Origin of the sequence: Klebsiella sp. C349492 (genome assembly GCF_042055345.1) — a bacterium.
GTDB lineage: Bacteria > Pseudomonadota > Gammaproteobacteria > Enterobacterales > Enterobacteriaceae > Klebsiella > Klebsiella scottii.
This window is the reverse complement of the sequence record NZ_JANQCE010000002.1, coordinates 852,106-875,824: the sequence shown is the minus strand read 5'-3', so window position 1 is coordinate 875,824 and position 23,719 is coordinate 852,106. Positions and strand designations below refer to the sequence as shown.

The window sequence follows — 23,719 nt, the reverse complement described above, 5'->3', positions numbered from 1 at the left end:
CAGCTTATGCGCCGTTTTTTAATCCTTCGAGATATTCCCAGCGCTCAAAGGCCGTTTCCAGGGCCTGTTCCGCTTCGGCCAGCTGCGCCAGCACCTGCTGCGTATGGTCATGCGACTGACCAAAGAAAGAGGCGTCAGCGACCTGATCCTGCAAACTCTGCAGCCGGGCCTCCAGCTCTTCCAGACGCTGCGGCAGCTGCTCCAGCTCACGCTGAAGGTTATAGCTTAGTTTGCTCGCCGCACGTTTAACACTTTCCGTTTTCGGCTGCGCGGCTTCAACATTTTTTTTGGCCACGGACTGTTTTTGCGCCAAAGACTGCGACTGCTGTCCGCGCGCGTCGTGGTAGCCGCCAACGTACTGACCGATGCGCCCCTCGCCTTCGAAGATCCAGCATTCGGTGACGGTGTTATCCACAAACTGACGATCGTGGCTGACCAGCATCACGCTGCCCTGGTAGCCGTCGATAAGCTCTTCCAGCAGCTCAAGGGTTTCGACATCCAGGTCGTTGGTCGGTTCATCGAGAATCAACAGGTTGCTGGGCTTCAGGAACAGACGCGCCAGCAGCAGACGGTTACGCTCCCCGCCGGACAGCGCGCGAACCGGCGTCATTGCCCGCTTCGGATGGAACAGGAAGTCCTGCAAATAGCCCAGCACGTGGCGCGGCTTGCCGTTAACCAGCACTTCCTGCTTGCCTTCAGCGAGGTTATCCATCACCGTCCGGTCCGGGTCAAGCTCGGCGCGGTGCTGATCGAAGTAGGCCACTTCCAGCTTGGTGCCGACGTGAACTCGTCCGCTGTCCGCCTGCAGCTGACCGAGCATCAGCTTCAGCAGCGTAGTTTTACCGCAGCCGTTAGGGCCAATCAGCGCTATTTTGTCACCGCGCTGAATCTGTGCCGAGAAGTCTTTGACCAATACCTTGCCGCCAACCTGGTAGTTAACGTTCTCCATCTCGAAGACAATTTTGCCCGAGCGTGAAGCCTCTTCTACCTGCATCTTCGCGCTGCCCATCACTTCGCGGCGTTCGCCGCGCTCGCGACGCATCGCCTTCAGGGCGCGAACGCGGCCTTCGTTACGGGTACGGCGCGCTTTGATCCCCTGGCGGATCCAGACCTCTTCCTGCGCCAGCTTGCGATCGAACTCCGCATTCTGCAGCTCTTCAACCCGCAGCGCTTCTTCTTTTTCCAGCAGATACTGATCGTAGTTGCCTGGATAGGTCACCAGCTTGCCGCGATCGAGATCGACGATCCGCGTCGCCATATTGCGAATAAATGAACGGTCGTGCGAAATGAAAATGATGGTGCCTTTGAAGGTCTTCAGGAAGCCTTCCAGCCAGTCGATAGTTTCGATATCGAGGTGGTTAGTCGGTTCATCCAGCAGCAGCACGCGCGGGCCGCTGACCAGCGCGCGGCCGAGCGCCGCTTTACGCAGCCAGCCGCCGGACAGAGAGGCCAGCTCGGCGTTGGCATCGAGGCCCAGCTGCTCCAGCACTTCGTTAATGCGGCTCTCCAGCTGCCACAGACCGAGGTTGTCCAGCAGATCCTGCAGACGCGCCAGCTCGTTTAAATTTTTGTTGCTCGGGTCGGTCATCACCAGACGAGAAACGTCGTGATAGCCTTTGAGGTACGCCGCCTGCTCTTCGATGCCTTCTGCAACGAAGTCGTACACGGTACCCGCGATATTTCGCGGCGGATCCTGCTGCAGACGCGCAACGACCAGATCCTGTTCATAAATAATGCGCCCGTCATCCAGACCCTGCTCGCGGTTGAGGATCTTCATCAGGGTGGATTTGCCCGCGCCGTTACGCCCAACCAGGCACACGCGCTCGTTATCTTCGATATGCAACTCGGCGTTATCCAGCAGCGGAGAGTCGCTGAAGGAGAGCCAGGCCCCATGCATACTAATCAATGACATTCTTTATTCCTTTCAGGCTGCAGTAATCAGCCAGCAGTTGTGAATCTGACGGTTACGGGCAAAATCCTGAGATTGCGTTTTTTGCGTAATTTCTTGCGCCTTCAGTCCAAGCTGCGCCAGCCCGTCATGATCCATACGGAAACCGCGTTTATTGTTCGAGAACATAATCGTGCCGCCTTTACGCAGCAGACGTTTAAGATCGGTCAGCAGGCGCAGGTGATCGCTCTGTACGTCGAAGGTTTCTTCCATACGCTTCGAGTTAGAAAACGTCGGCGGATCGATAAAGATCAGGTCGAACTGTTCATCGCTCTCGCGCAGCCAGCCCAGCACATCGGCCTGCATCAGGCGGTGCGAACGGCCGGTTAACCCGTTGAGACGCAGATTTCGCTCGGCCCACTCGAGGTAGGTGCGCGACATATCGACGGTGGTCGTCGAGCGCGCGCCGCCAAGACCGGCGTGGACGCTGGCGCTGCCGGTATAGGCAAAGAGGTTGAGGAAATCTTTGCCTTTGCTCATCTCACCAAGCATACGCCGCGCGATGCGGTGGTCGAGGAACAGACCGGTATCGAGGTAATCGGTCAGGTTGACCCACAGACGAGCGTTATACTCCTGTACCTCGATAAAATCGCCTTTTTCAGCCATTTTCTGGTACTGGTTTTTCCCTTTCTGCCGTTCGCGGGTTTTCAACACCAGCTTATTCGGCGCGATACCTAATACCGAAATCGTCGCGGCGATAATATCAAACAGACGCTGGCGGGCTTTATGCGCATCGACCGTTTTCGGCGGCGCATACTCCTGCACCACCACCCACTCGCCGTAGCGGTCGATAGCGACGTTATATTCCGGGAGATCGGCATCATACAGGCGGTAGCATTCAATACCTTCCTGGCGCGCCCACTTCTCAAATTTCTTCAGGTTTTTACGCAGGCGGTTGGCGAAATCTTCGGCAAGCGATACCGCTTTGCCGCCTTCGTTTTCGGCAACGTGATAGTTTTTCTGCACGCAGTCCAGCGGACCGTTTTTGGCCTTAAACTGCTTGTCTGCCCGCAGCTGCAGGCAGCTCAGCAGATCCGGAGAAGCGCTGAACAGCGACAGATTCCAGCCGCCAAACTGACTTTTCATCGTCCGGCCAAGCAGGCTATGCAGGGCAATCAGCGCCGGCTCGCTTTCCAGACGTTCGCCGTACGGCGGGTTGCTGATAACGGTCCCGTACGGGCCTTTCGGCAGCGGGTTGCTGAGCTGAGCGACATCTTTCGCTGCAAACGCAATCAGTTCGCCAACGCCTGCGCGACGGGCGTTGCTGCGCGCGCGTTCAATAACCCGCGCGTCGACGTCAGACCCGTAGAAACGCGACTCATATGCCGCCAGCCCTTTACGGGCGCGGGTCTGGGCTTCGGCCTTCACCTCTTTCCAGACCGCGTCATCGTGCTGGACCCAGCCGTTGAAGCCCCAGTGGCCGCGATGCAGGCCTGGAGCGCGATCGGTCGCCAGCATCGCGGCTTCGATCAGCAGCGTACCGGAACCGCACATCGGATCGAGCAGCGGCGTTCCCGGCACCCAGCCGGAACGCATGACGATCGCCGAAGCGAGCGTCTCTTTGATCGGCGCCATCCCGGTGCCGTCGCGGTAGCCGCGCAGATGCAGGCCTTCGCCGCTCAGATCTAAAGAGATATGCGCCGTCTCTTTGTTCAGCCAGACGTTGATTCGCAGATCGGGATTTTCGCGATCGACGTTCGGCCGCGGCAGATTTTTACGCGTGAAGCTGTCGACGATGGCATCTTTAACCTTTAACGCCCCGTACTGACTGTTGCGAATCTCATCGTTCAGCCCGCTAAAATGCACGGCGAAGGTGGCGTCAGGGGTGAAAATCTCCGTCCATGGAATGGCCTGTACACCGAGGTACAGGTCCAAATCGCTATACACGCTACACTGGCCTAACGGCAGCATGATGCGTGAGGCCAGCCGGCTCCACATCAGGCTTTGATACAGCAGGCGCGTATCTCCCTGAAAATGGACCCCGCCCTGGACTACCTGGCAGTCCGCTGCGCCAAGTGATTCCAGTTCAGTTTTTAACAGCTCTTCAAGCCCACGAGCCGTACTGGCAAACAGAGAATTCATATCGTCACTTTTACTAAAAGAAAATTGGTGCGCATTATAGCCAATATGCGCCCCATGTCATAAAGTTAAAGGCTTATTTTTAAGCCCAGAGACTACGCATGAAAACGCTATCGCGACTTTTTATTCATCCCGTCAAATCCATGCGTGGAATTGGCCTGACGCATGCGTTTGCCGATATCAGCGGCCTGGCCTTCGATCGCCTGTTTATGGTGACGGAAACGGATGGCACCTTTATTACCGCCCGCCAGTTTCCACAGATGGTGAAATTCACCCCCTCCCCGCTGCAGGACGGCGTTCATCTGACCGCTCCTGACGGCAGCAGCGCGATCGTTCGCTTCGCTGATTTCGCGCCTCAGGGCGAGCCTACCGAGGTGTGGGGAAACCATTTCACCGCCCTGGTTGCGCCATCAACGGTTAACCAATGGCTTAGCGGCTTCTTTAATCGCCAGGTTCAGCTTCGCTGGCTGGGACCGCAGCTGACCCGCCGCGTTAAGCGCCATGACGCCGTCCCGCTCACCTTTGCCGACGGTTACCCCTATTTACTCACCAATGAAGCCTCGCTGCGCGACCTGCAGCAGCGCTGTACGGCCAGCGTACGTATGGAGCAGTTTCGCCCTAACCTGGTCGTCACCGGCGCCGAGCCGTGGGAGGAAGATAGCTGGAAGGAGATCCGCATTGGCGAAGTGACTTTTGATGTCGCCAAGCCCTGCAGCCGCTGTATTTTTACCACCGTCAGTCCGGAACGCGGGCAAAAGCATCCGTCCGGCGAACCGCTAGCCACGCTGCAACGCTTTCGCACCGCCGTGGATAATGGCGATGTCGATTTCGGTCAAAATCTGATTGCCCGCAGCAGCGGCGTTATCCGCGTGGGCGATGAAGTCGAGGTGCTGAAGCGTGGCCCGGCAAAGGCCTACGGGGCGGGCGAAAGCGATGATAGTGAACCTTCTGCAGCTCAGCAGAATGCGACGGTTGATATTGAGTGGCAGGGACAGAGTTTTACCGGGAATAACCAGCAGGTTCTGCTGGAACAGCTGGAGCAACAGGGGATCCGCGTGCCCTATTCCTGCCGGGCGGGCATCTGCGGCAGCTGCCGCATTCGGCTTGAGGAAGGTGAGGTCAGCCCGCTGAAGAAAAACGCCGTTGCGGCGGATGGCACTATTCTGTGCTGCAGCTGCGTACCAAAAACCGACTTACGCCTGGCGCCCTGAGGTCTTCAGAGGTTCTTCAGCTGGCAGCCAAAGAGGCTCGCCGCCTTAAACCGCCTCGCCAAGGCTGTAGCTGGAGATACGCGGGGCGGGCTGCAGTCTGTCGTTCATAATTTTAATCACGTCGCCAAGCTGCATCACCCGTCCGGCCAGTGTTAACCCCGGCTGGGCCAGCAGGCACAGTGCGGCATTTTCGCCAGGCTCCACCACCAGCAGATTCACCTGCTGCCCGGTATCGCTGAGCCAGGCGCTGGCGGTATCGCCGCCGCCGGGCTGCCAGCTCTCTTCATGGGTGGTGAAATGCCAGCTTTTCGGCATTTGGGGCTTAAGAAAACGAATGGCAACCAGCGCGTTAAGCACTAATTCAGCGCGCTGCTCTTTAGATAATTCTATATCCCGGCATTTTTCTTCGAAGGAAAAATAAAGAGCGGCGTCGTCAACGCAAAACCCGGATGGCGCGAATGCATCGGGCGTCAGCATCCGGCGCGCAAAGCGCGAGCGGAACAACATACCATTGGCCAAATCGAGCATCATGCGATCGTGCTCTTCATCGTAATACCAACGCCAGTTATCGTCAGGTTTAATCCGCATTTTTCCCCCGTCCTCTTTCACTTCTATCTGTAATGCACGGCATACGGCAACAGAATTATTTCCAAAATTAAGAAAAGACTAAAATGTCTAAATAAGCAACAATGAGGGAATATAAAACAACCAGGGCCGGAAATAAAGCCCTGGGGGTGTTTCAGAGGGGGAAAAGATTAGATATTGGTAACAATTTCTTTAATCAGCGGCGGGCCTTTAAAAATAAAGCCAGAATAAATCTGGACCAGCGTCGCGCCGGCGGCCATTTTTTCCCGGGCTGCAATCGCAGAGTCAATCCCGCCTACTCCGATAATTGGCAAGCGGCCGTTTAATTCTGTCGCCAGCATGCGGATAATCTCAGTGCTTTTTAATTGCAGAGGACGACCGCTCAGGCCACCGGTTTCATCGCAATATTGCATTCCCTGCACCAACGATCGATCGAGGGTGGTATTGGTGGCAATCACGCCGTCAATATTATGGCGAACCAGGCTATCGGCTACCTGGATCAATTCCTCGAGGGAAAGATCCGGGGCGATCTTCACGGCCACGGGGACATATTTTTGATGCTTTTGCTGCAGCTCAAGCTGCTTATTTTTAATACCGGAAAGTAAATCATCGAGCGCGTCGCCATATTGCAACGTGCGCAGGCCCGGGGTATTCGGTGAGGAGATATTAATGGCGATATAGCCGGCATAGGGATAGACTTTTTCCATACAAATCAGGTAATCATCTTTGCCCTGCTCAACCGGGGTATCCTTATTTTTACCAATATTAATCCCAAGAATACCGTCAAAATGCGCCTTTTTAACGTTCTCGACGAGGTTATCAACGCCGAGATTATTAAAGCCCATGCGGTTGATCAAACCTTCTGCCGCAACCAGACGGAAGATCCTCGGCTTATCGTTGCCCGGCTGCGCGCGCGGCGTCACGGTACCAATTTCGATTGAACCAAAACCCATAGCCCCGAGCGCATCGATACACTCGCCGTTTTTATCCAGCCCGGCGGCAAGGCCCAGCGGATTCTTAAACGTGAGTCCCATGCAGGTCACCGGTTTAGCCGGCACCTTCTGGCGGATCAGCATCTCAAGCGGCGTTCCCGATACACGGCGTAATTGTTGGAAGGTTACTTCATGAGCGCGCTCAGGATCGAGCTGAAAAAGAGCTTTACGAACGAAGGGGTAGTACATGAACTCTCCTGGATTCCCGGTGTGCAAACCGGGGGCGTATTATGTTCGATCCTCAGCGGAAAGGGAATTGACCTACGACAAAAAATCGTCCATCCAACGCAAACGTTTACTTTTCCGCCCTTCTTTATGCAAATTCTGACAAAACAAGGGTGGAAAAATCATTTAGGTAAATAAATCGCCTCTGTCACACTGCCAGTAAATGTTATCAATAATAGATAAATGCGAACATTTGGTTATAAGGAGAGAGAGAACATGCGTGTCATTACACTAGCGGGTAGCCCGCGCTACCCTTCCCGTTCCAGCGCCCTTCTGGAATACGCCAGAGAGACGCTCTCCGCCGCTGATGTTGAAGTCTGCCACTGGCACCTGCAGAATTTTGCCCCGGAAGATCTTCTTTATGCCCGTTTCGATAATCCGGCGCTGCATACTCTGAACGAACAGCTGGCCGGCGCGGATGGCCTGATTATCGCCACTCCGGTCTATAAAGCCTCTTTCTCCGGCGCGCTGAAGACGCTGCTCGATCTGCTTCCGGAACGCGCGCTGGAAGGAAAAATCGTCCTGCCCCTGGCGACCGGCGGCACTATCGCCCATATGCTGGCGGTGGATTATGCCCTGAAGCCGGTTCTCAACGCGCTGAAGGCCCAGGAGATCCTCCACGGCGTGTTTGCCGATGACAGCCAGGTGACTGACTACCAGCACAAGCCGCAGTTTACGCCAAACCTGCAGGGTCGCCTCGACCACGCGCTGGAAACCTTCTGGCAGGCGCTTCATCGCCCAACCAGCCGCGCGCCTGCCCTCAAAGCAACGCACGGGGTCGAACATGCGTAATCTCCTGGCTCCCCTGGCGCTCGGCGGGCTGCTGATGCTCTCCGCCCTGGCCCACGCGGCGCAGTCCGCGCCGGATGCTCTACGCGTCGGCTATCAAAAAGGCAGCGTCAGCATGGTGCTGGCGAAAAGCCACCAGCTGCTGGAACAACGCTACCCGGGCACCAAAATCTCATGGGTGGAGTTTCCCGCCGGCCCGCAGATGCTCGAAGCGTTGAACGTCGGCAGCATTGATATTGGCAGCACCGGCGATATTCCACCTATTTTTGCCCAGGCTGCCGGGGCCGATCTGGTCTATGTCGGCGCCGAACCGCCTAAACCCAAAGCCGAAGTGATTCTGGTGGCGGAAAACAGCCCGATTAAAAACGTCGCGCAGCTAAAGGGCCATAAGGTCGCCTTTCAGCGCGGCTCCAGCTCCCACAACCTGCTGCTCCGCGCGCTACAGCAGGCGGGTCTGACGTTCAACGATATTCAGGCGGTCTATCTCGCTCCCGCCGACGCCCGTGCGGCTTTCCAGCAAGGTAACGTCGACGCGTGGGCTATCTGGGACCCCTACTACTCCGCGGCTCTCCAGCAGGGCGGCGCCCGGGTTCTGAAAGATGGAACCGACCTGAAGCAAACCGGCTCTTTCTATCTCGCTTCTCGTCCTTATGCGGAAAAAAACGGCGCCTTTATTGAAGGCGTGCTGCAAACCTTTAGCCAGGCCGATGCGCTGACGCTCAGCCAGCGTCCGCAAAGCATTACCCTGCTGGCCAAAATCATGGGTCTTCCTGAAGCGGTGATAGCCAGCTATCTCGACCATCGCCCGCCAACCACCATTACGCCGGTTAGCGCCGAAACGGCCGCGCGCCAGCAGCAAACCGCCGACCTGTTCTATGAGAACAAGCTGGTGCCGAAAAAAGTCGATATCCGCGCGCGCATCTGGCAGCCCGCAGCCATTCAAGGAGCGAAATCATGAGTCTGAATATGTTCTGGTTTTTACCCACTCACGGTGACGGTCGCTATCTTGGGACCGATCAAGGCGCGCGTCCGGTTGACTACGGCTATCTGCAGCAGATTGCGCAGACCGCCGATCGGCTGGGATTTACCGGCGTCCTGATCCCCACCGGACGCTCATGTGAAGACGCCTGGCTGGTGGCCGCCTCGATGATCCCGGTGACTCAGCGCCTGAAATTTCTCGTCGCCCTGCGTCCGAGCGTCGTTTCGCCAACGGTCGCGGCGCGCCAGGCGGCGACGCTGGATCGACTCTCCAACGGCCGGGCGCTGTTTAATCTGGTGACCGGCAGCGACCCGCAGGAGCTCGCCGGCGACGGCGTGTTCCTCGATCACACCGAGCGCTACGAAGCCTCGGCGGAATTTACCCATATCTGGCGCCGGCTGATGGAGGGCGAAACCGTGACCTTCAACGGCAAGCATCAGCGCGTGCGCGGTGCGAAGCTGATGTTCCCGCCGCTGCAGCAGCCGCGTCCCCCGCTCTACTTCGGCGGATCCTCTGAAGTGGCGCAGGATCTTGCCGCCGAGCAGGTCGATCTGTATCTGACCTGGGGAGAGCCCCCGGCGCAGGTGGCGGAAAAAATCGCCCAGGTGCGCGAAAAGGCCGCGCGCCACGGTCGTAAGGTTCGCTTCGGCATCCGCCTGCATGTGATTGTGCGTGAAACTAACGAAGAGGCCTGGCAGGCGGCGGAGAGCTTAATTTCCCATCTGGATGATGACACTATCGCCAGGGCGCAGGCCGCCTTTGCGCAAACGGATTCCGTCGGCCAGCACCGAATGGCCGCGCTGCACAACGGCCAGCGCGACAAGCTCGAAATCAGCCCTAACCTGTGGGCCGGCGTCGGGCTGGCGCGCGGCGGCGCCGGAACCGCGCTGGTCGGCGATGCCGCCACGGCCGCCGAGCGTATCAATGAATATGCCGATCTCGGCATCGATAGCTTCGTGCTTTCCGGCTATCCGCACCTTGAAGAAGCCCTGCGCGTCGGCGAGCTGCTGTTCCCGCTGCTGGACGTCAATATTCCGTCAATCCCGCAGCCGCAGAGTCTGCGTCCGCAGGGTGAAGCGGTAGCGAATGAATTTATCCCGCGTAAAGCGGCGCAGAGCTGAGGAGCGACATATGGCAACCCCTGGGCAAAAACTCCTGATTCGCCTTGCCCCCTGGTTTTTACCGGTCGGCACCGTCATCGTCTGGCAGCTCGCCTCTTCGGTGGGCTGGCTCTCCACCCGGATCCTGCCTTCGCCGGAAGGGGTGCTGAAAGCCTTCTGGACGCTCTCCGCCAGCGGCGAGCTTTGGCAACATCTGGCCATCAGCTCGTGGCGCGCGCTGCTTGGCTTCGCTATCGGCGGCTCCATTGGCCTGGCATTGGGGATGATTAGCGGCCTCTCGCGCTGGGGAGAGCGTCTGCTGGACACCTCGATTCAGATGCTGCGCAACGTGCCGCACCTGGCCCTGATTCCGCTGGTTATTTTATGGTTCGGCATCGACGAGAGCGCCAAGATTTTTCTCGTCGCTTTGGGCACCATGTTCCCGATTTATATCAACACCTGGCACGGTATTCGTAACATTGACCGCGGGCTGGTCGAGATGGCGCGCAGCTACGGCCTATCCGGCTTTGCGCTATTTCGTCACGTGATTCTGCCCGGGGCTCTGCCGTCAATCATGGTGGGTATTCGCTTCGCTCTCGGCCTGATGTGGCTAACGCTGATTGTCGCCGAGACCATCTCGGCAAACGCCGGCATCGGCTACCTGGCTATGAACGCGCGAGAATTTCTGCAAACCGACGTGGTGGTCGTGGCCATCATTCTCTACGCCATTCTAGGCAAACTGGCCGACTTCAGCGCACAGCTGCTGGAGCGCGTCTGGCTGCGCTGGAATCCGGCCTATCATCTTCAGGAGGCTAACGCATGACGACCGCCCGTCTGAACCCTGGGATCCCGCTGTTGCTCAACGGCGTGACCAAACGCTACGGCGAAAACACGATTCTTAACGCGCTTGATTTACATATTCCCACCGGGCAGTTCGTCGCGGTGGTCGGGCGCAGCGGCGGCGGTAAAAGTACCCTGCTGCGTCTGCTGGCCGGGCTGGAGAAACCCAACGCCGGCGAGCTGCTGGCGGGTTCGACGCCGCTGGCGCAAATCCAGGACGATACCCGCATGATGTTTCAGGATTCGCGCCTGCTGCCGTGGAAAACGGTGATCGATAACGTCGGCCTGGGGCTTAAAGGCTCGTGGCGAGACGCGGCCCTGCAGGCTTTGGCCAGCGTCGGCCTCGAAAATCGCGCCAACGAATGGCCAGCGGCGCTTTCCGGCGGACAAAAGCAGCGCGTGGCGCTGGCCCGGGCGCTGATTCATCGCCCCGGCCTGCTGCTGCTTGACGAGCCGCTGGGCGCGCTTGACGCCCTCACCCGCCTTGAAATGCAGGATTTAATCGTCTCGCTCTGGCAGGAACATGGGTTCACCGTACTGCTGGTGACTCACGATGTGAGCGAAGCGGTGGCGATGGCCGATCGGGTGCTGTTGATTGAAGAGGGCAAGATTGGGCTGGACGTCACGGTGGATATTGCTCGCCCGCGGCATACCGGTTCGGCGCGGCTGGCGGAGCTGGAGGCAGAAGTTCTCAACAGAGTAATGAAGCGCGGCAGGCACGAAGCCTCGCCACGCCTGTTCAGTCACGGCTAAACGGCTCCCGGAGCGCGGCGCTGCCGCCGCAATCCGGGAGCGGAACGCCCTTTACGCCAGCGCTTTACTGATTTTCTCGAACAGATCGCCGGAGAGATTCTCCAGACCTTTCAGCTGCTCCAGCGCCGCGCGCATCAGCGCCTGGCGTTTGGCATCATAACGCTTCAGACGAATCAACGGCTCAATCAGACGCGAGGCCACCTGCGGGTTGCGGCTGTTGAGCTCGGTCAGCATCTCCACCAGGAACTGATATCCGCTGCCGTCTTCGGCGTGGAAAGCCGCCGGGTTGCTGCCGGCAAAAGCGCCAATCAGCGAGCGGACGCGGTTCGGGTTGTTCATACTGAACGAGCGATGATTCAGCAACGCACGTACCGCATCCACCGCATTATCCGCCGGGCTGGTGGCCTGCAGGATCAACCATTTGTCCATGACCAGGCCATCCTGATGCCATTTATCGTCATATTCCTGCATCAGCGCATCGCGGCACGGCAGCTGCGCCGCCACCGCCGCCGACAGGGCCGCCAGCGCGTCGGTCATGTTGTCGGCCTGATGATACTGGGCGACGACCAGTTTATCCGCCAGCTCAGCATCGCCAAACGCCAGGTAGCGCAGGCAGGTATTGCGCAGCGAGCGCTTGCCGATATCGGCATGCTCTACGCGATAGCCGTCGAGCTTATTGACGTTGTAGATAGCGAGGAATTCATCCGCCAGCTCTTTCGCCAGCGTGCGGGTGAGCGCTTCGCGCACCGCCACAATGGCAATCGGATCGATAATCGCAAACAGCTCGGCGATTTCACTGGCGGACGGCAGCGTCAGGATCTCTGCCGCCAGCGCCGGATCGATCTTCTCATCCAGCAGGATCGCGCGGAACGCATCGGCGACGTGAACCGGCAGCGACAGGGGCTGACCCTGCTGATGGCGGTTGACGTTAAGCTTGATGTAGGTCGCCAGCAGGCTCTGCGCCGCATCCCAGCGGGAGAAGTCGTTGCGCGCGTGGCGCATCAGGAACGTCAGCTGCTGATCGCTCCACTTATATTCCAGCTTCACCGGCGCGGAGAATTCGCACAGCAGCGCCGGAACCGGCTGGAAGTAGACGTTATCAAAGACAAAGGTCTGCTCGGCCTGGGTGACGTTCAGCACGTGATGCACAGGATGCCCGCCCTTCTGCAGCGGGATCGCCTTGCCTTCGTTATCATATAGCTCGATATCAAACGGAATATGCAGAGGCTGTTTTTCCGCCTGCTCGGAAGTCGGCGGCGTGCGCTGGCTGATGGTCAGGCGGTACTGCTCGGTTTCCGGATTATAGTCATCATGCACGCTCACTACCGGCGTACCGGACTGGCTGTACCAGCGGCGGAAATGAGACAGGTCAACGTTCGACGCGTCTTCCATCGCCTGAACGAAATCGTCGCAGGTGGCGGCGCTGCCGTCATGGCGCTCGAAGTACAGCTGCATGCCTTTCTGGAAGTTGTCCTCACCCAGCAGGGTATGCAGCATGCGGATCACTTCCGCGCCCTTTTCATATACCGTCAGGGTGTAGAAGTTGTTCATCTCGATAACCTTATCCGGACGAATCGGATGGGCCATCGGGCTGGCGTCTTCGGCAAACTGGAGCCCGCGCATGGTGCGGACGTTATTGATGCGGTTCACCGCGCGCGAGCCCAGATCGGAGCTGAACTCCTGATCGCGGAACACGGTCAGGCCTTCTTTCAGGCTCAGCTGGAACCAGTCGCGGCAGGTCACGCGGTTGCCGGTCCAGTTGTGGAAATATTCGTGGCCAATCACGCGTTCGATATCGAGGTAGTCTTTATCGGTGGCGGTATCGGTACGCGCCAGCACGTATTTGGAGTTAAAGACGTTCAGCCCTTTGTTCTCCATCGCCCCCATATTAAAGAAGTCGACGGCGACAATCATATAGATGTCGAGATCGTACTCGAGGCCGAAACGAGTTTCGTCCCATTTCATCGAGTTTTTGAGCGACGTCATCGCCCACGGCGCGCGGTCAAGGTTGCCGCGATCGACGAACAGCTCCAGCGCCACTTCGCGTCCGGAACGGGTGATGAAAGTATCGCGCAAGACGTCGAAATCACCGGCCACCAGCGCGAATAAATAGCACGGTTTTGGGAACGGGTCCTGCCACTGCGTCCAGTGACGGCCGTTTTCCAGCTCGCCCTGCGCCACGCGGTTGCCGTTAGACAGCAGGTACGGGTATTTCGCCTTGTCGGCGATAATTTTGGTGGTGAAACGCGCCAGAACGTCCGGGCGGTCCAGGTACCAGGTGATATGGCGGAAGCCCTCTGCTTCACACTGCGTGCACAGCGCTTCGCCTGACTGATACAGCCCTTCGAGCGCGGTATTGGCCGCCGGGCTGATTTCATTGACGATAGTCAGGGTGAAATGTTCCGGTAAACCGCCAATAACCAGCTGGTTATTTTCTTCTTTATAGTCGCTCCACGGCTGACCGTTAACCTGCAGAGAGACCAACGTCAGGTCTTCGCCATCCAGACGCAATGGCACATCAGACGCAGCCGCGTGACGGGAGAGTTTACTCTCAGCCGTAACAACGGTTTTCGCGGCATCCAGGTCAAAGGTCAAATCGATATCGCTAATCAGATAGTCCGGCGCACGATAGTCGTGGCGGTATTTGGCTTGGGGCTGTTGTGTCATAAAAAACCTTTAGCATGTTCCATAAAGTGTCAAACCCAGTCTATTCCTGTTGTGATGTTCTCGCTATGCAGAATCTTCATCTTTTCAACGTCAAACACGAAAATCGCTACATTTTGATAACACAGGAGGCACGAAATGCGCTCGACCCGGTGCAAAGCTTGTGGTGTGATCCGTGTTCAATATATTAAACTAGGCCTCGCAAATGACCGTCAGCGTCGCCATCGGCCTTCACTGCGGGACAGAGTCGGGGAATAAAGCTATACTCCGCCTCCTTTTTTCTGCTTAGGTTTTGATGGAAACGCTCCAGTGAGAGGATGCTACCGCGCACCATGACACAATTCACTTCTCCTGTACTGCACTCGCTGCTTGATACGGATGCCTACAAGCTGCACATGCAGCAGGCCGTCTTCCACCGCTATTACGATGTACACGTTGCGGCGGAGTTCCGCTGCCGCGGGGATGATTTGCTCGGCATCTATGCCGATGCGATTCGCGAACAGGTTGAGGCCATGCGCGACCTGAAGCTGCAGGACGATGAGTATCACTGGCTGTCGACCCTGCCGTTCTTTTCGCACGATTATCTCGACTGGCTGCGCGACTTCCGTTACGACCCGCAGCAGGTCACCGTCAGTAACGACAACGGCAAGCTGAACATTCGTCTCTCCGGGCCCTGGCGTGAAGTCATTATGTGGGAAGTCCCGCTGCTGGCGGTGATCAGCGAGCTGGTTCACCGCTACCGCTCGCCGGAAATCGGCGTTGAGCTGGCGCTGGAGACCCTCGAACGCAAGCTGAGCGACTTCCGGGAAATCACGGCCGATATCGATATGAGCCGCTTTCGCTTAATGGACTTCGGTACCCGTCGTCGCTTCTCGCGCGAAGTACAGCAGGCTATCGTCGAACGTCTGCAGCAGGAGCCGTGGTTTACCGGCACCAGCAACTACGACCTGGCTCGTCGCCTGCATCTGACGCCGATGGGCACTCAGGCTCATGAATGGTTCCAGGCCCATCAGCAGATCAGCCCGAACCTTGCCAGCAGCCAGCGCGCGGCCCTTGCCGCCTGGCTCGAAGAGTATCCGGACCAGCTGGGCATTGCCCTGACCGACTGTATTACTATGGATGCCTTCCTGCGTGATTTCGGCCCGGAATTCGCCGAACGCTATCAGGGTCTGCGCCACGACTCCGGAGATCCGGTTGAATGGGGCGAGAAAGCCATCGCCCATTATCAGAAGCTGGGTATCGACCCGCTGAGTAAAGTACTGGTCTTCTCCGATAACCTCGACCTGACGAAAGCCGTCGATTTGTATCGTCATTTCTCATCGCGGGTGAATCTCAGCTTTGGCATCGGTACGCGCTTAACCTGTGATATTCCACAGGTTAAGCCGCTCAATATCGTGATCAAGCTGGTGGAATGCAACGGCAAGCCGGTGGCCAAGCTCTCTGACAGCCCGGGCAAAACCATCTGTCACGATAAGGCATTTGTGCGCGCCCTGCGCGAAGCCTTCGACCTGCCGCCGATTAAAAAGGCCAGTTAATCACCACAAGGAGCCGTTCTGGCTCCTTGTTCCTTATTTATTTCCGAAAACTCTCCCTCGCGGTGCGAAATCTGCTTGTCTGATGGAAGATGACAGGTAACATAGATATCCCCCGATTGCCGGGGGAAACAGATATTTTTATTGGACTACGAATAGAGAGACTATTATGAGCGTTGTGCCTGTAGCCGACGTACTCCAGGGCCGTGTTGCGGTTGACAGCGAAGTCACCGTCCGCGGATGGGTACGTACCCGCCGAGATTCAAAAGCTGGCTTTTCCTTCCTGGCCGTCTATGACGGTTCCTGCTTTGATCCTGTACAGGCCGTCATTAGTAATTCTCTTCCCAATTACAATCAGGAAGTGCTGCGTCTGACTACCGGCTGTTCGGTCATCGTCACCGGTAAAGTCGTGGCATCTCAGGGCCAGGGCCAGAGCTTCGAAATTCAGGCCAGCAGCGTAGAAGTTACCGGCTGGGTCGAAGATCCGGATACCTACCCGATGGCGGCTAAACGCCACAGCATCGAGTATCTGCGCGAAGTTGCCCACCTGCGTCCGCGTACCAACCTGATTGGCGCGGTTGCCCGCGTGCGTCATACTCTGGCGCAGGCGCTGCATCGCTTCTTTGACGAGCAGGGCTTCTTCTGGGTTTCTACCCCGCTGATTACCGCCTCTGATACCGAAGGCGCAGGTGAAATGTTCCGCGTCTCCACGCTGGATCTGGAAAACCTGCCGCGTAACGACCAGGGCAAAGTGGATTTCGATAAGGACTTCTTCGGCAAAGAGTCGTTCCTTACCGTATCCGGCCAGCTGAACGGCGAAACCTACGCCTGCGCGCTGTCAAAAATCTACACCTTCGGTCCGACCTTCCGTGCGGAAAACTCCAACACCAGCCGCCATCTGGCGGAATTCTGGATGCTGGAACCGGAAGTGGCCTTCGCCAACCTGAACGATGTTGCGGGCCTGGCGGAAGCGATGCTGAAGTACGTCTTCAAGGCCGTACTGGAAGAGCGCGCGGATGACATGAAATTCTTCGCCGAACGCGTGGATAAAGATGCGATCGATCGCCTTGAGCGTTTCGTGTCTGCCGATTTCGCCCAGGTCGATTATACCGACGCGGTAACGATCCTCGAAAACTGCGGTAAGCAGTTCGAAAACCCGGTTTACTGGGGCGTGGACCTCTCTTCCGAGCACGAGCGCTATCTGGCAGAAGAGCACTTCAAAGCACCGGTGGTGGTAAAAAACTATCCGAAAGACATCAAGGCGTTTTACATGCGCCTTAACGAAGACGGGAAAACCGTCGCCGCAATGGACGTTCTGGCGCCGGGCATCGGTGAAATTATCGGTGGTTCGCAGCGTGAAGAGCGTCTGGACGTGCTTGACGCGCGCATGGCGGAAATGGGTCTTAATAAAGAAGACTACTGGTGGTACCGCGACCTGCGCCGTTACGGCACCGTTCCGCACTCCGGTTTCGGACTGGGCTTTGAGCGTCTGATTGCCTACGTAACCGGCGTCCAGAACGTTCGCGACGTCATTCCGTTCCCGCGCACCCCGCGCAGCGCGACATTCTGATTTTTATTACCGCTTTGTAAAAAGGGTCAGCGTAAGCTGGCCCTTTTTTATGTCAGCTATTGTTAACGAATATCAAGAAATTTAAACATCAAGCCTTCCGCTTCACATTTATGTTACTCACTATTTCGCTACCCGCCGAAACGAGAAAGCGCACCTTATGTTCATTCATGGGCGAAATGCCTGATTATTTTGCTCATTTTTTAACCACCCACCGCACAACATGCAAAGACAAACGTTGAGTAAAAAAAAAGCGAAAACCAGCTACAAAATGCACAAATCGGCTCTTATCTAAATTAATCATAATTAATTCATATAGATATATAAGCCATGACGATTTTATACGCAAAGTGGAATGGAATTTTGATTGAGTTCACAAAGTTCCCAAAAATTCACATTTTGTTACATACACTTTCTAATTGTTACTCATATGCGACATTGGTAGCATTTTCCGGCTAGCGAAACGATGTCGCGGATGGAAAGATGCCTTCAGACACCAAACTATCATCAATGGTTCTGTAAATTTTCATTGACAGAATGTATTGGCGGCAGTGGCAAGTGTTCATATAAAAATACTAATGAGGGTAATAAATAATGATGAAGCGCAATATTCTGGCAGCGGTGATCCCTGCCCTGCTGGTAGCCGGCGCAGCAAATGCTGCAGAAATCTATAACAAAGACGGCAACAAACTCGATCTGTACGGTAAAACCGTAGGTCTGCACTATTTCTCTGATAACAAGGGTAATGACGGCGACCAGACCTATGCACGTTTAGGTTTTAAAGGTGAAACCCAGATCAACGATCAGCTGACCGGTTTCGGCCAGTGGGAATATAACTTCCAGGGTAATAACACTGAAGGTAGCGACGCTCAGAGCGGCAACAAAACCCGTCTGGCATACGCCGGTCTGAAATTCGGCGATGCAGGCTCCTTCAACTATGGTCGTAACTACGGCCTGGTGTATGACGCTATCGGCGTCACCGATATGCTGCCTGAGTTTGGTGGCGACACCGGTTCCAGCGATAACTTCTTCGCAGGTCGTACCGGTGGTCTCGCAACCTACCGTAACACCAACTTCTTCGGTCTGGTTGACGGCCTGAGCTTTGGCGTACAGTACTTGGGCAAAAACGAGCACACAGACTCTTCCCGCTCTAACGGCGACGGCTGGGCAACCTCTCTGAGCTATGACATCGACGGCTTCGGCATTGTCGGCGCATACGGCGCAGCGGATCGTACCGATGCACAGCAGGCTCTGACTCGCGGTAAAGGCGACAAAGCCGAGCAGTGGGCAACCGGTCTGAAATATGATGCGAACAACATCTACCTGGCAGCTCTGTACGGCGAAACCCGTAATGCGACCCGTATTACTGACGGTTTTGCCAACAAGACTCAGGACTTCTCCATCGTTGCGCAGTATCAGTTTGATTTCGGCCTGCGTCCGTCCATCGCTTACTACAAATCTAAAGCGAAAAACGTTGAGGGTGTGGGTAACGAAGACTACATCAACTACATTGATGTCGGCGCAACCTACTACTTCAACAAAAACATGTCTACCTATGTCGATTATCAGATCAACCAGATCGATAGCGACAACAAACTGGGCGTGAATTCCGACGACACCGTCGCCGTGGGTATCGTTTACCAGTTCTAAGTTTTAATCAGTACACCCCTTCGTGATATGCCTAAAAAGCAGGACTTCGGTCCTGCTTTTCTGCGTTACTAAGGCAAAGATCGTAACTTTGGAAAACCTTCGCGCTTTTTGTCGCAAACGGTTGGCAATTGCTCATTCTCCCGTTACCCTGATAGCGGAACTCCCTTCAGTAATCACAATGGAACCTCGTCATGTTTGAGAACATTACTGCCGCCCCTGCCGACCCTATTCTGGGCCTGGCCGATCTGTTTCGTGCCGATGACCGTCCTACAAAAATTAACCTCGGGATTGGCGTTTATAAAGATGAAACGGGTAAAACCCCGGTCCTGACCAGCGTGAAGAAGGCAGAGCAATATCTGCTGGAGAATGAGACCACCAAAAATTATCTGGGTATCGATGGTATTCCGGAATTTGGTCAATGCACGCAGGAGCTGCTGTTCGGTAAAGGAAGCGCTATCGTCAGCGATAAGCGCGCGCGTACCGCCCAGACTCCAGGCGGTACCGGTGGCCTGCGCGTTGCCGCCGACTTCCTTGCCAAAAATACCGACGTTAAGCGCGTTTGGGTGAGCAATCCGAGCTGGCCGAACCACAAGAGCGTATTCAATTCCGCCGGCCTCGAAGTTCGCGAGTACACCTACTACGATGCGGCTAACCGCACTCTCGACTTTGCTGGCCTGCTGGCAAGCCTCAATGAAGCCCAGGCTGGCGACGTTGTTTTGTTCCACGGCTGCTGCCATAACCCAACCGGTATCGATCCGACCCTGGAGCAGTGGCAACAGCTGGCGCAGCTCTCCGTTGATAAGGGCTGGCTGCCGCTGTTCGACTTCGCCTATCAGGGCTTTGCCCGCGGTCTGGAAGAAGATGCTGAAGGCCTGCGCGCGTTTGCCGCGCTGCACAAAGAGCTGCTGGTTGCCAGCTCCTACTCGAAGAACTTCGGCCTGTACAATGAGCGCGTTGGCGCCTGTACGCTGGTGGCAAGCGATAGCGACACCGTCGACCGCGCGTTCAGCCAGATGAAGTCAGTGATCCGCGCTAACTACTCCAACCCGCCGGCACACGGCGCTGCCGTTGTGGCGACAATTCTCAGCAACGATGCGCTGCGCGCTATCTGGGAGCAGGAGCTGACCGACATGCGTCAGCGCATTCAGCGTATGCGCCTGCTGTTCGTGAATACCCTGCAGGAAAAAGGCGCTAACCGCGACTTCTCCTTCATCATTAAGCAAAACGGCATGTTCTCGTTTAGCGGCCTGACTAAAGAGCAGGTTCTGCGTCTGCGCGAAGAGTTCGCGATTTACGCCGTGGCTTCCGGGCGCATTAACGTTGCCGGCATGACGCCGGACAATATGGCGCCGCTGTGTGAAGCGATCGTCGCCGTACTGTAACGCCGCTGTACCCTAAAAAAAGAAGGCCGCATATGCGGCCTTCTTTATATCTAGCGTCCGGAATGGTTACCAGACCGGCATTTCATCTTGCAGGAAAGGGTTATGCAAACGCTCATGGCCTAGCGTTGACATCGGCCCGTGGCCGGGGATAAAGGTCACGTCATCGCCCAAAGGCAGCAGCTTGCGTTTAATCGCGTCGATCAGCTGCCCGTGGTCGCCGCGCGGGAAATCGCTGCGCCCGACGCCACCTTTGAAGATAACGTCGCCGGAAACCAGCAGCCGCGACGCGTCATCGAAGAAAACAACGTGTCCCGGCGTATGGCCTGGGCAATGCAGAACCTGCAGAGAAACGTTCCCCACGCTGACGACATCGCCTTCATTAAGCCAGCGGTCAGGATGCAGCGGCTGGCAATCCTCCAGGCCGAACATCCGGCTTTGCGCAGGGAGTCCTTCCAGCCAGAACTCATCTTCTTTTTCCGGTCCGATAATCGGCACGCCGTAGTGTTGCGCCAGCTCGGCTGCCGCACCAACGTGGTCGAGATGACCGTGAGTGAGCAAAATCTGCATCAGGCTGACGCCTGCTGCCGTCACTTCCTGTTTGATTCGCTCTGCATCACCGCCAGGATCGACCAGCGCAGCAAGTCGGGTTTGCTCACACCAGATTAAAGAGCAGTTCTGGGCGAACGCGGTAACCGGAATAATACGATAGTTCATGACGCTCCTTTCGTTACCAGTGCCTTACCGGACCGGTATCAATATGCACAAAGTTGCTACGTGGGTAATATCCTACACCACCAGCGCCCATAGATAACGCCGCTTTGCGAACATTGCTCAACGAAATGCCTTCGATATGAAAATCCATGGCCTGGCCTTTGGTGTGGTAGCTATGTTTGGCTACACCACGGCTTCGTGCACGTAGCTCATCGTTGGTATCGAGGGAACGATAGCCGGAGATAAGCTGGACAGGCTTATTGGTGCCAAGTAATCCCTGCAGGCGATAAAGATGATCGAATAAACTCGGATCGATGGACTTTATTTTATTCGCGCGGAAATCACGGAAAAAATGGTTAAGTCTTGCTAATTCATCCTGAATATAGCCTCTGCCATCGAAGAATTCCGCTTTGAGTGATTCACCGGTATGCAGGTTATTCAGCGTCAAAATACGCGGTCGGGGGGTCGAGAGGGTGGCAAATGCCGGCGCAGGCAAAATGGCAGCGGCACCTAGCGCAGCGCCACCTAGCGCCAGCAGTTTGCGGCGATTAGCGTCAAATTTGTCCATGATAATCAGGTCTACAAGTAAATGAATCGAAATATACACGCCATCCTTCAAGCAGCCTCTTTATTAGCGACGTCTACTCCCCCGCGCACTTAGCAGAACAAGCGTCAGGGGGTTCCCGGACCAATCGCCTCAAGGCAGTTTTAATGGTGTTGTGTAATATGCACTTCTGGCGCACGAAAGGCACCTTACCGGGCATTATTGCCAACGTCAAGGCGGCCTAACCCCAGCGAAAACGGGCCCTGTAGACGAACAGCGCCTGTTTTCACCCAGAGTTAGGACAACGAGATCCGTTGAACTACTTCATTTACCTGATTAATTGTTCGGCTTTTGCCAGAATTTGTGCGCCAGATCGCGCGGTGAGATCGTAATTGTAAATATCTGTTCTATATTGTGTCCGTCCATCAGCGCCAACAAACGCGGTGAGATAATAAAGATTCACCGGTATATTGTTGCGAATATTCACATAGCGGGTATCGCCCTGCTTGAGCGCGGCGGAAATTCGCGTATCGTTCCAGCCCGCATCCTGCAGCAGCATATTTGCCAGCTCGGACGCCTTATTCACGCGCACACAGCCGGAGCTCAACGCCCGTACGTCTTTCTGGAACAGATTGTGGTTCGGCGTATCGTGCAGATAGATAGCGTCAGAACTCGGCATGTTGAACTTATAACGCCCCAGAGAGTTGCGCGCGCCCGGAGCCTGCTGGAAGCGGAACGGGAGATTGTTCTCGGTGATGGTCGACCAGTCAACGCGGTAAGGGTCGATCGCCTCTTTGCTGTTCCAGCCGCGCATCAGGGTATAGCCATGCTGCTCAAGATAGCCCGGGTCGTTGCGCACCTTCGGCAGAATATCTTTGCGCGCCAGCGTCGGCGGCACGTTCCACGGCGGATTGACCACCACGTTATTCAGCGCGCTGCTCATCATCGGCGTTTTACGGTCCGGACGACCGACGATCACCCGCGATGCCAGCACCTGGCTTCCGTCCTGGTAATAGACCAGCGAAAAGGCCGGAATATTCACCATAATGCCGGTCGACAGATTGCCAGGCAGCAGGCGCAGGCGCTGAATATTGAGCGCCAGAACGCCGGCACGCTGCGCCGCCGAGACGTTCAGCCCGTCGCGCGTAGATTGGCCAATCACGCCATCCGCCCCCAGCCCCTGCCAGGCCTGAAAGCGCTTAACGCCCTCAACTAACTGGCGATCGTAGATGCCGCGCGCAGCCGGTTTGCTTTTCTTACCTGCCGACGGGCTGACAACGTCTCCCGGCAGGGTAATTTTCGCCGAATCATCCAGCATGCCGGTACGCTGTAATATCTCGCGCAGCGCGCCAACATCATTACTCCACTCTCCCGGACGCAGCGATGCGCTGCCGGTCATCTGCGGCCACGGGCGCGAATCGGCCACCAGCTGCAGCAGCGCCTGATGCATGGCCTCATACTGCGGATGATGCGGCGTGAGCCCGGCAATAAACTGCGGCAGAGAGCCGTTATCCAGCGCCAGCTGCCACTGATTAATGACCGATAGCGGCGGCGTGGCCATGGTGTAGGGTTTGGTTCCGTATAGCCAGCGGTTGCCCTGAATCGGAATACCGCTAATAAAATGCAGGTAGCCCATCATGGCGTCGGACAGCACGATATCGCGCGCCATACCGCTCACCGCGGGATCGGTCAGCAGGCTCACCCAGGTTGTAAACTGCGGCTGGAAACCCGCGATAGCGACTTCGGCCAGCTGCTGCTGGAACGCCTGCACCGCCTCACGGTTCTCCCACATAGGCTTCATATCCCTGGCCGCATACAGCGAGACCAGCGGATTCATAAAGACAGGCTTATAGTCAGCCGGAAGCAGCGCTTCAATTTCAGTCCGGCTTTTCGCGGCGACCTCTGTCGCCAGGGACTGCTCGCCGGCCATTTTCGCCACCGCGGCAGACTGGCCGTTGTTTTGGATCAGCGCAGACGAGGGCTCTCCCAGCGTTGCGGAACTGTCCGTGGGTACGACTTCAGGCTCTTCGGCCTGGACATTGAACAGTGGAGCAAATGCAAAAGCCAGGCTCAAGCTAAGCGCCGACAATTGACGACCATACCGTTTCTTTAGCAACATCCCTTGCCCCCCTGTTGACACATTGCCGCCCTTAAAAAAAAGGGCTCAC

Annotated in this window: 18 protein-coding genes; 10 read left to right on the top strand and 8 right to left on the bottom strand. The window is 56.5% G+C overall.

Features of this window, described 5'->3' with window-relative positions:
• Window positions 1-4: 4 nt before the first annotated feature.
• Entirely contained in the window at window positions 5-1,912 is a 1,908-nt protein-coding gene (locus NWP14_RS11715; protein ID WP_095095764.1) for an ABC transporter ATP-binding protein, read from the bottom strand.
• Window positions 1,913-1,924: 12 nt separating this feature from the next.
• A complete protein-coding gene (rlmKL, locus tag NWP14_RS11710; RefSeq protein WP_095095761.1) occupies window positions 1,925-4,030 on the bottom strand; it encodes a bifunctional 23S rRNA (guanine(2069)-N(7))-methyltransferase RlmK/23S rRNA (guanine(2445)-N(2))-methyltransferase RlmL in 2,106 nt (701 codons plus the stop codon).
• Window positions 4,031-4,128: 98 nt separating this feature from the next.
• Here rlmKL and NWP14_RS11705 point away from each other — a divergent pair, with 98 nt between their 5' ends.
• The gene (locus NWP14_RS11705) at window positions 4,129-5,238 is read left to right on the top strand and encodes a YcbX family protein (protein ID WP_375215351.1); all 1,110 of its coding nucleotides are present in this window, start codon (window positions 4,129-4,131) and stop codon (window positions 5,236-5,238) included.
• 45 nt (window positions 5,239-5,283) lie between these two features.
• On the opposite strand, the gene zapC is transcribed toward NWP14_RS11705, so the two are convergent.
• Both zapC and pyrD read right to left on the bottom strand, forming a co-directional pair.
• Window positions 5,284-5,826, bottom strand: coding sequence for a cell division protein ZapC (gene zapC, locus NWP14_RS11700; protein ID WP_331835662.1), 543 nt, complete (start codon window positions 5,824-5,826; stop codon window positions 5,284-5,286).
• 167 nt (window positions 5,827-5,993) lie between these two features.
• Entirely contained in the window at window positions 5,994-7,004 is a 1,011-nt protein-coding gene (pyrD, locus tag NWP14_RS11695) for a quinone-dependent dihydroorotate dehydrogenase (protein ID WP_095095752.1), read from the bottom strand.
• A 252-nt stretch (window positions 7,005-7,256) separates the two neighbouring features.
• Between pyrD and ssuE the strand changes: the two genes are divergently transcribed.
• The 5 genes from ssuE to ssuB are packed head-to-tail and all read left to right on the top strand — an operon-like array spanning window position 7,257 to window position 11,501.
• Entirely contained in the window at window positions 7,257-7,832 is a 576-nt protein-coding gene (gene ssuE / locus NWP14_RS11690; RefSeq protein ID WP_095095749.1) for an NADPH-dependent FMN reductase, read from the top strand.
• Window positions 7,825-8,787: a sulfonate ABC transporter substrate-binding protein gene (locus NWP14_RS11685; protein ID WP_331835663.1), complete on the top strand. Its 963-nt coding sequence runs from the start codon at window positions 7,825-7,827 to the stop codon at window positions 8,785-8,787. Before ssuE ends, NWP14_RS11685 begins: the two co-directional genes overlap by 8 nt.
• Window positions 8,784-9,929, top strand: a complete 1,146-nt coding sequence (ssuD, locus tag NWP14_RS11680; protein WP_375215350.1) for an FMNH2-dependent alkanesulfonate monooxygenase — start codon at window positions 8,784-8,786, stop codon at window positions 9,927-9,929. The genes NWP14_RS11685 and ssuD overlap by 4 nt, the downstream gene beginning before the upstream one ends.
• 10 nt (window positions 9,930-9,939) lie before the next feature.
• Window positions 9,940-10,731: an aliphatic sulfonate ABC transporter permease SsuC gene (gene ssuC, locus NWP14_RS11675; protein WP_095095737.1), complete on the top strand. Its 792-nt coding sequence runs from the start codon at window positions 9,940-9,942 to the stop codon at window positions 10,729-10,731.
• On the top strand, window positions 10,728-11,501 hold the full coding sequence (ssuB, locus tag NWP14_RS11670) for an aliphatic sulfonates ABC transporter ATP-binding protein (RefSeq protein WP_095095734.1): 774 nt from the start codon (window positions 10,728-10,730) through the stop codon (window positions 11,499-11,501). The genes ssuC and ssuB overlap by 4 nt, the downstream gene beginning before the upstream one ends.
• Before the next feature lie 51 nt (window positions 11,502-11,552).
• On the opposite strand, the gene pepN is transcribed toward ssuB, so the two are convergent.
• Entirely contained in the window at window positions 11,553-14,168 is a 2,616-nt protein-coding gene (gene pepN, locus NWP14_RS11665) for an aminopeptidase N (protein WP_346431802.1), read from the bottom strand.
• A 329-nt stretch (window positions 14,169-14,497) separates the two neighbouring features.
• Between pepN and pncB the strand changes: the two genes are divergently transcribed.
• From pncB to NWP14_RS11645, 4 genes are all read left to right on the top strand, one after another.
• Window positions 14,498-15,700, top strand: a complete 1,203-nt coding sequence (gene pncB / locus NWP14_RS11660) for a nicotinate phosphoribosyltransferase (RefSeq protein WP_095095729.1) — start codon at window positions 14,498-14,500, stop codon at window positions 15,698-15,700.
• Window positions 15,701-15,866: 166 nt separating this feature from the next.
• Window positions 15,867-17,267, top strand: coding sequence for an asparagine--tRNA ligase (gene asnS, locus NWP14_RS11655; RefSeq protein ID WP_095095726.1), 1,401 nt, complete (start codon window positions 15,867-15,869; stop codon window positions 17,265-17,267).
• Between the two features lie 591 nt (window positions 17,268-17,858).
• A complete protein-coding gene (gene ompF, locus NWP14_RS11650) occupies window positions 17,859-18,914 on the top strand; it encodes a porin OmpF (protein WP_375215349.1) in 1,056 nt (351 codons plus the stop codon).
• 191 nt (window positions 18,915-19,105) lie between these two features.
• Entirely contained in the window at window positions 19,106-20,296 is a 1,191-nt protein-coding gene (locus NWP14_RS11645) for an amino acid aminotransferase (protein ID WP_095095720.1), read from the top strand.
• A gap of 66 nt (window positions 20,297-20,362) precedes the next feature.
• Here the strand turns inward: NWP14_RS11645 and NWP14_RS11640 are convergent, their stop codons facing one another.
• The 3 genes from NWP14_RS11640 to ldtD all read right to left on the bottom strand — a co-directional run bounded on the left by NWP14_RS11640 (window position 20,363) and on the right by ldtD (window position 23,670).
• Window positions 20,363-21,010: an MBL fold metallo-hydrolase gene (locus NWP14_RS11640; protein WP_045854667.1), complete on the bottom strand. Its 648-nt coding sequence runs from the start codon at window positions 21,008-21,010 to the stop codon at window positions 20,363-20,365.
• A gap of 13 nt (window positions 21,011-21,023) precedes the next feature.
• Window positions 21,024-21,575: a YcbK family protein gene (locus tag NWP14_RS11635; protein WP_045855436.1), complete on the bottom strand. Its 552-nt coding sequence runs from the start codon at window positions 21,573-21,575 to the stop codon at window positions 21,024-21,026.
• A 304-nt stretch (window positions 21,576-21,879) separates the two neighbouring features.
• Window positions 21,880-23,670, bottom strand: a complete 1,791-nt coding sequence (ldtD, locus tag NWP14_RS11630; protein WP_375215348.1) for a L,D-transpeptidase — start codon at window positions 23,668-23,670, stop codon at window positions 21,880-21,882.
• Between the last annotated feature and the right edge of the window lie 49 nt (window positions 23,671-23,719).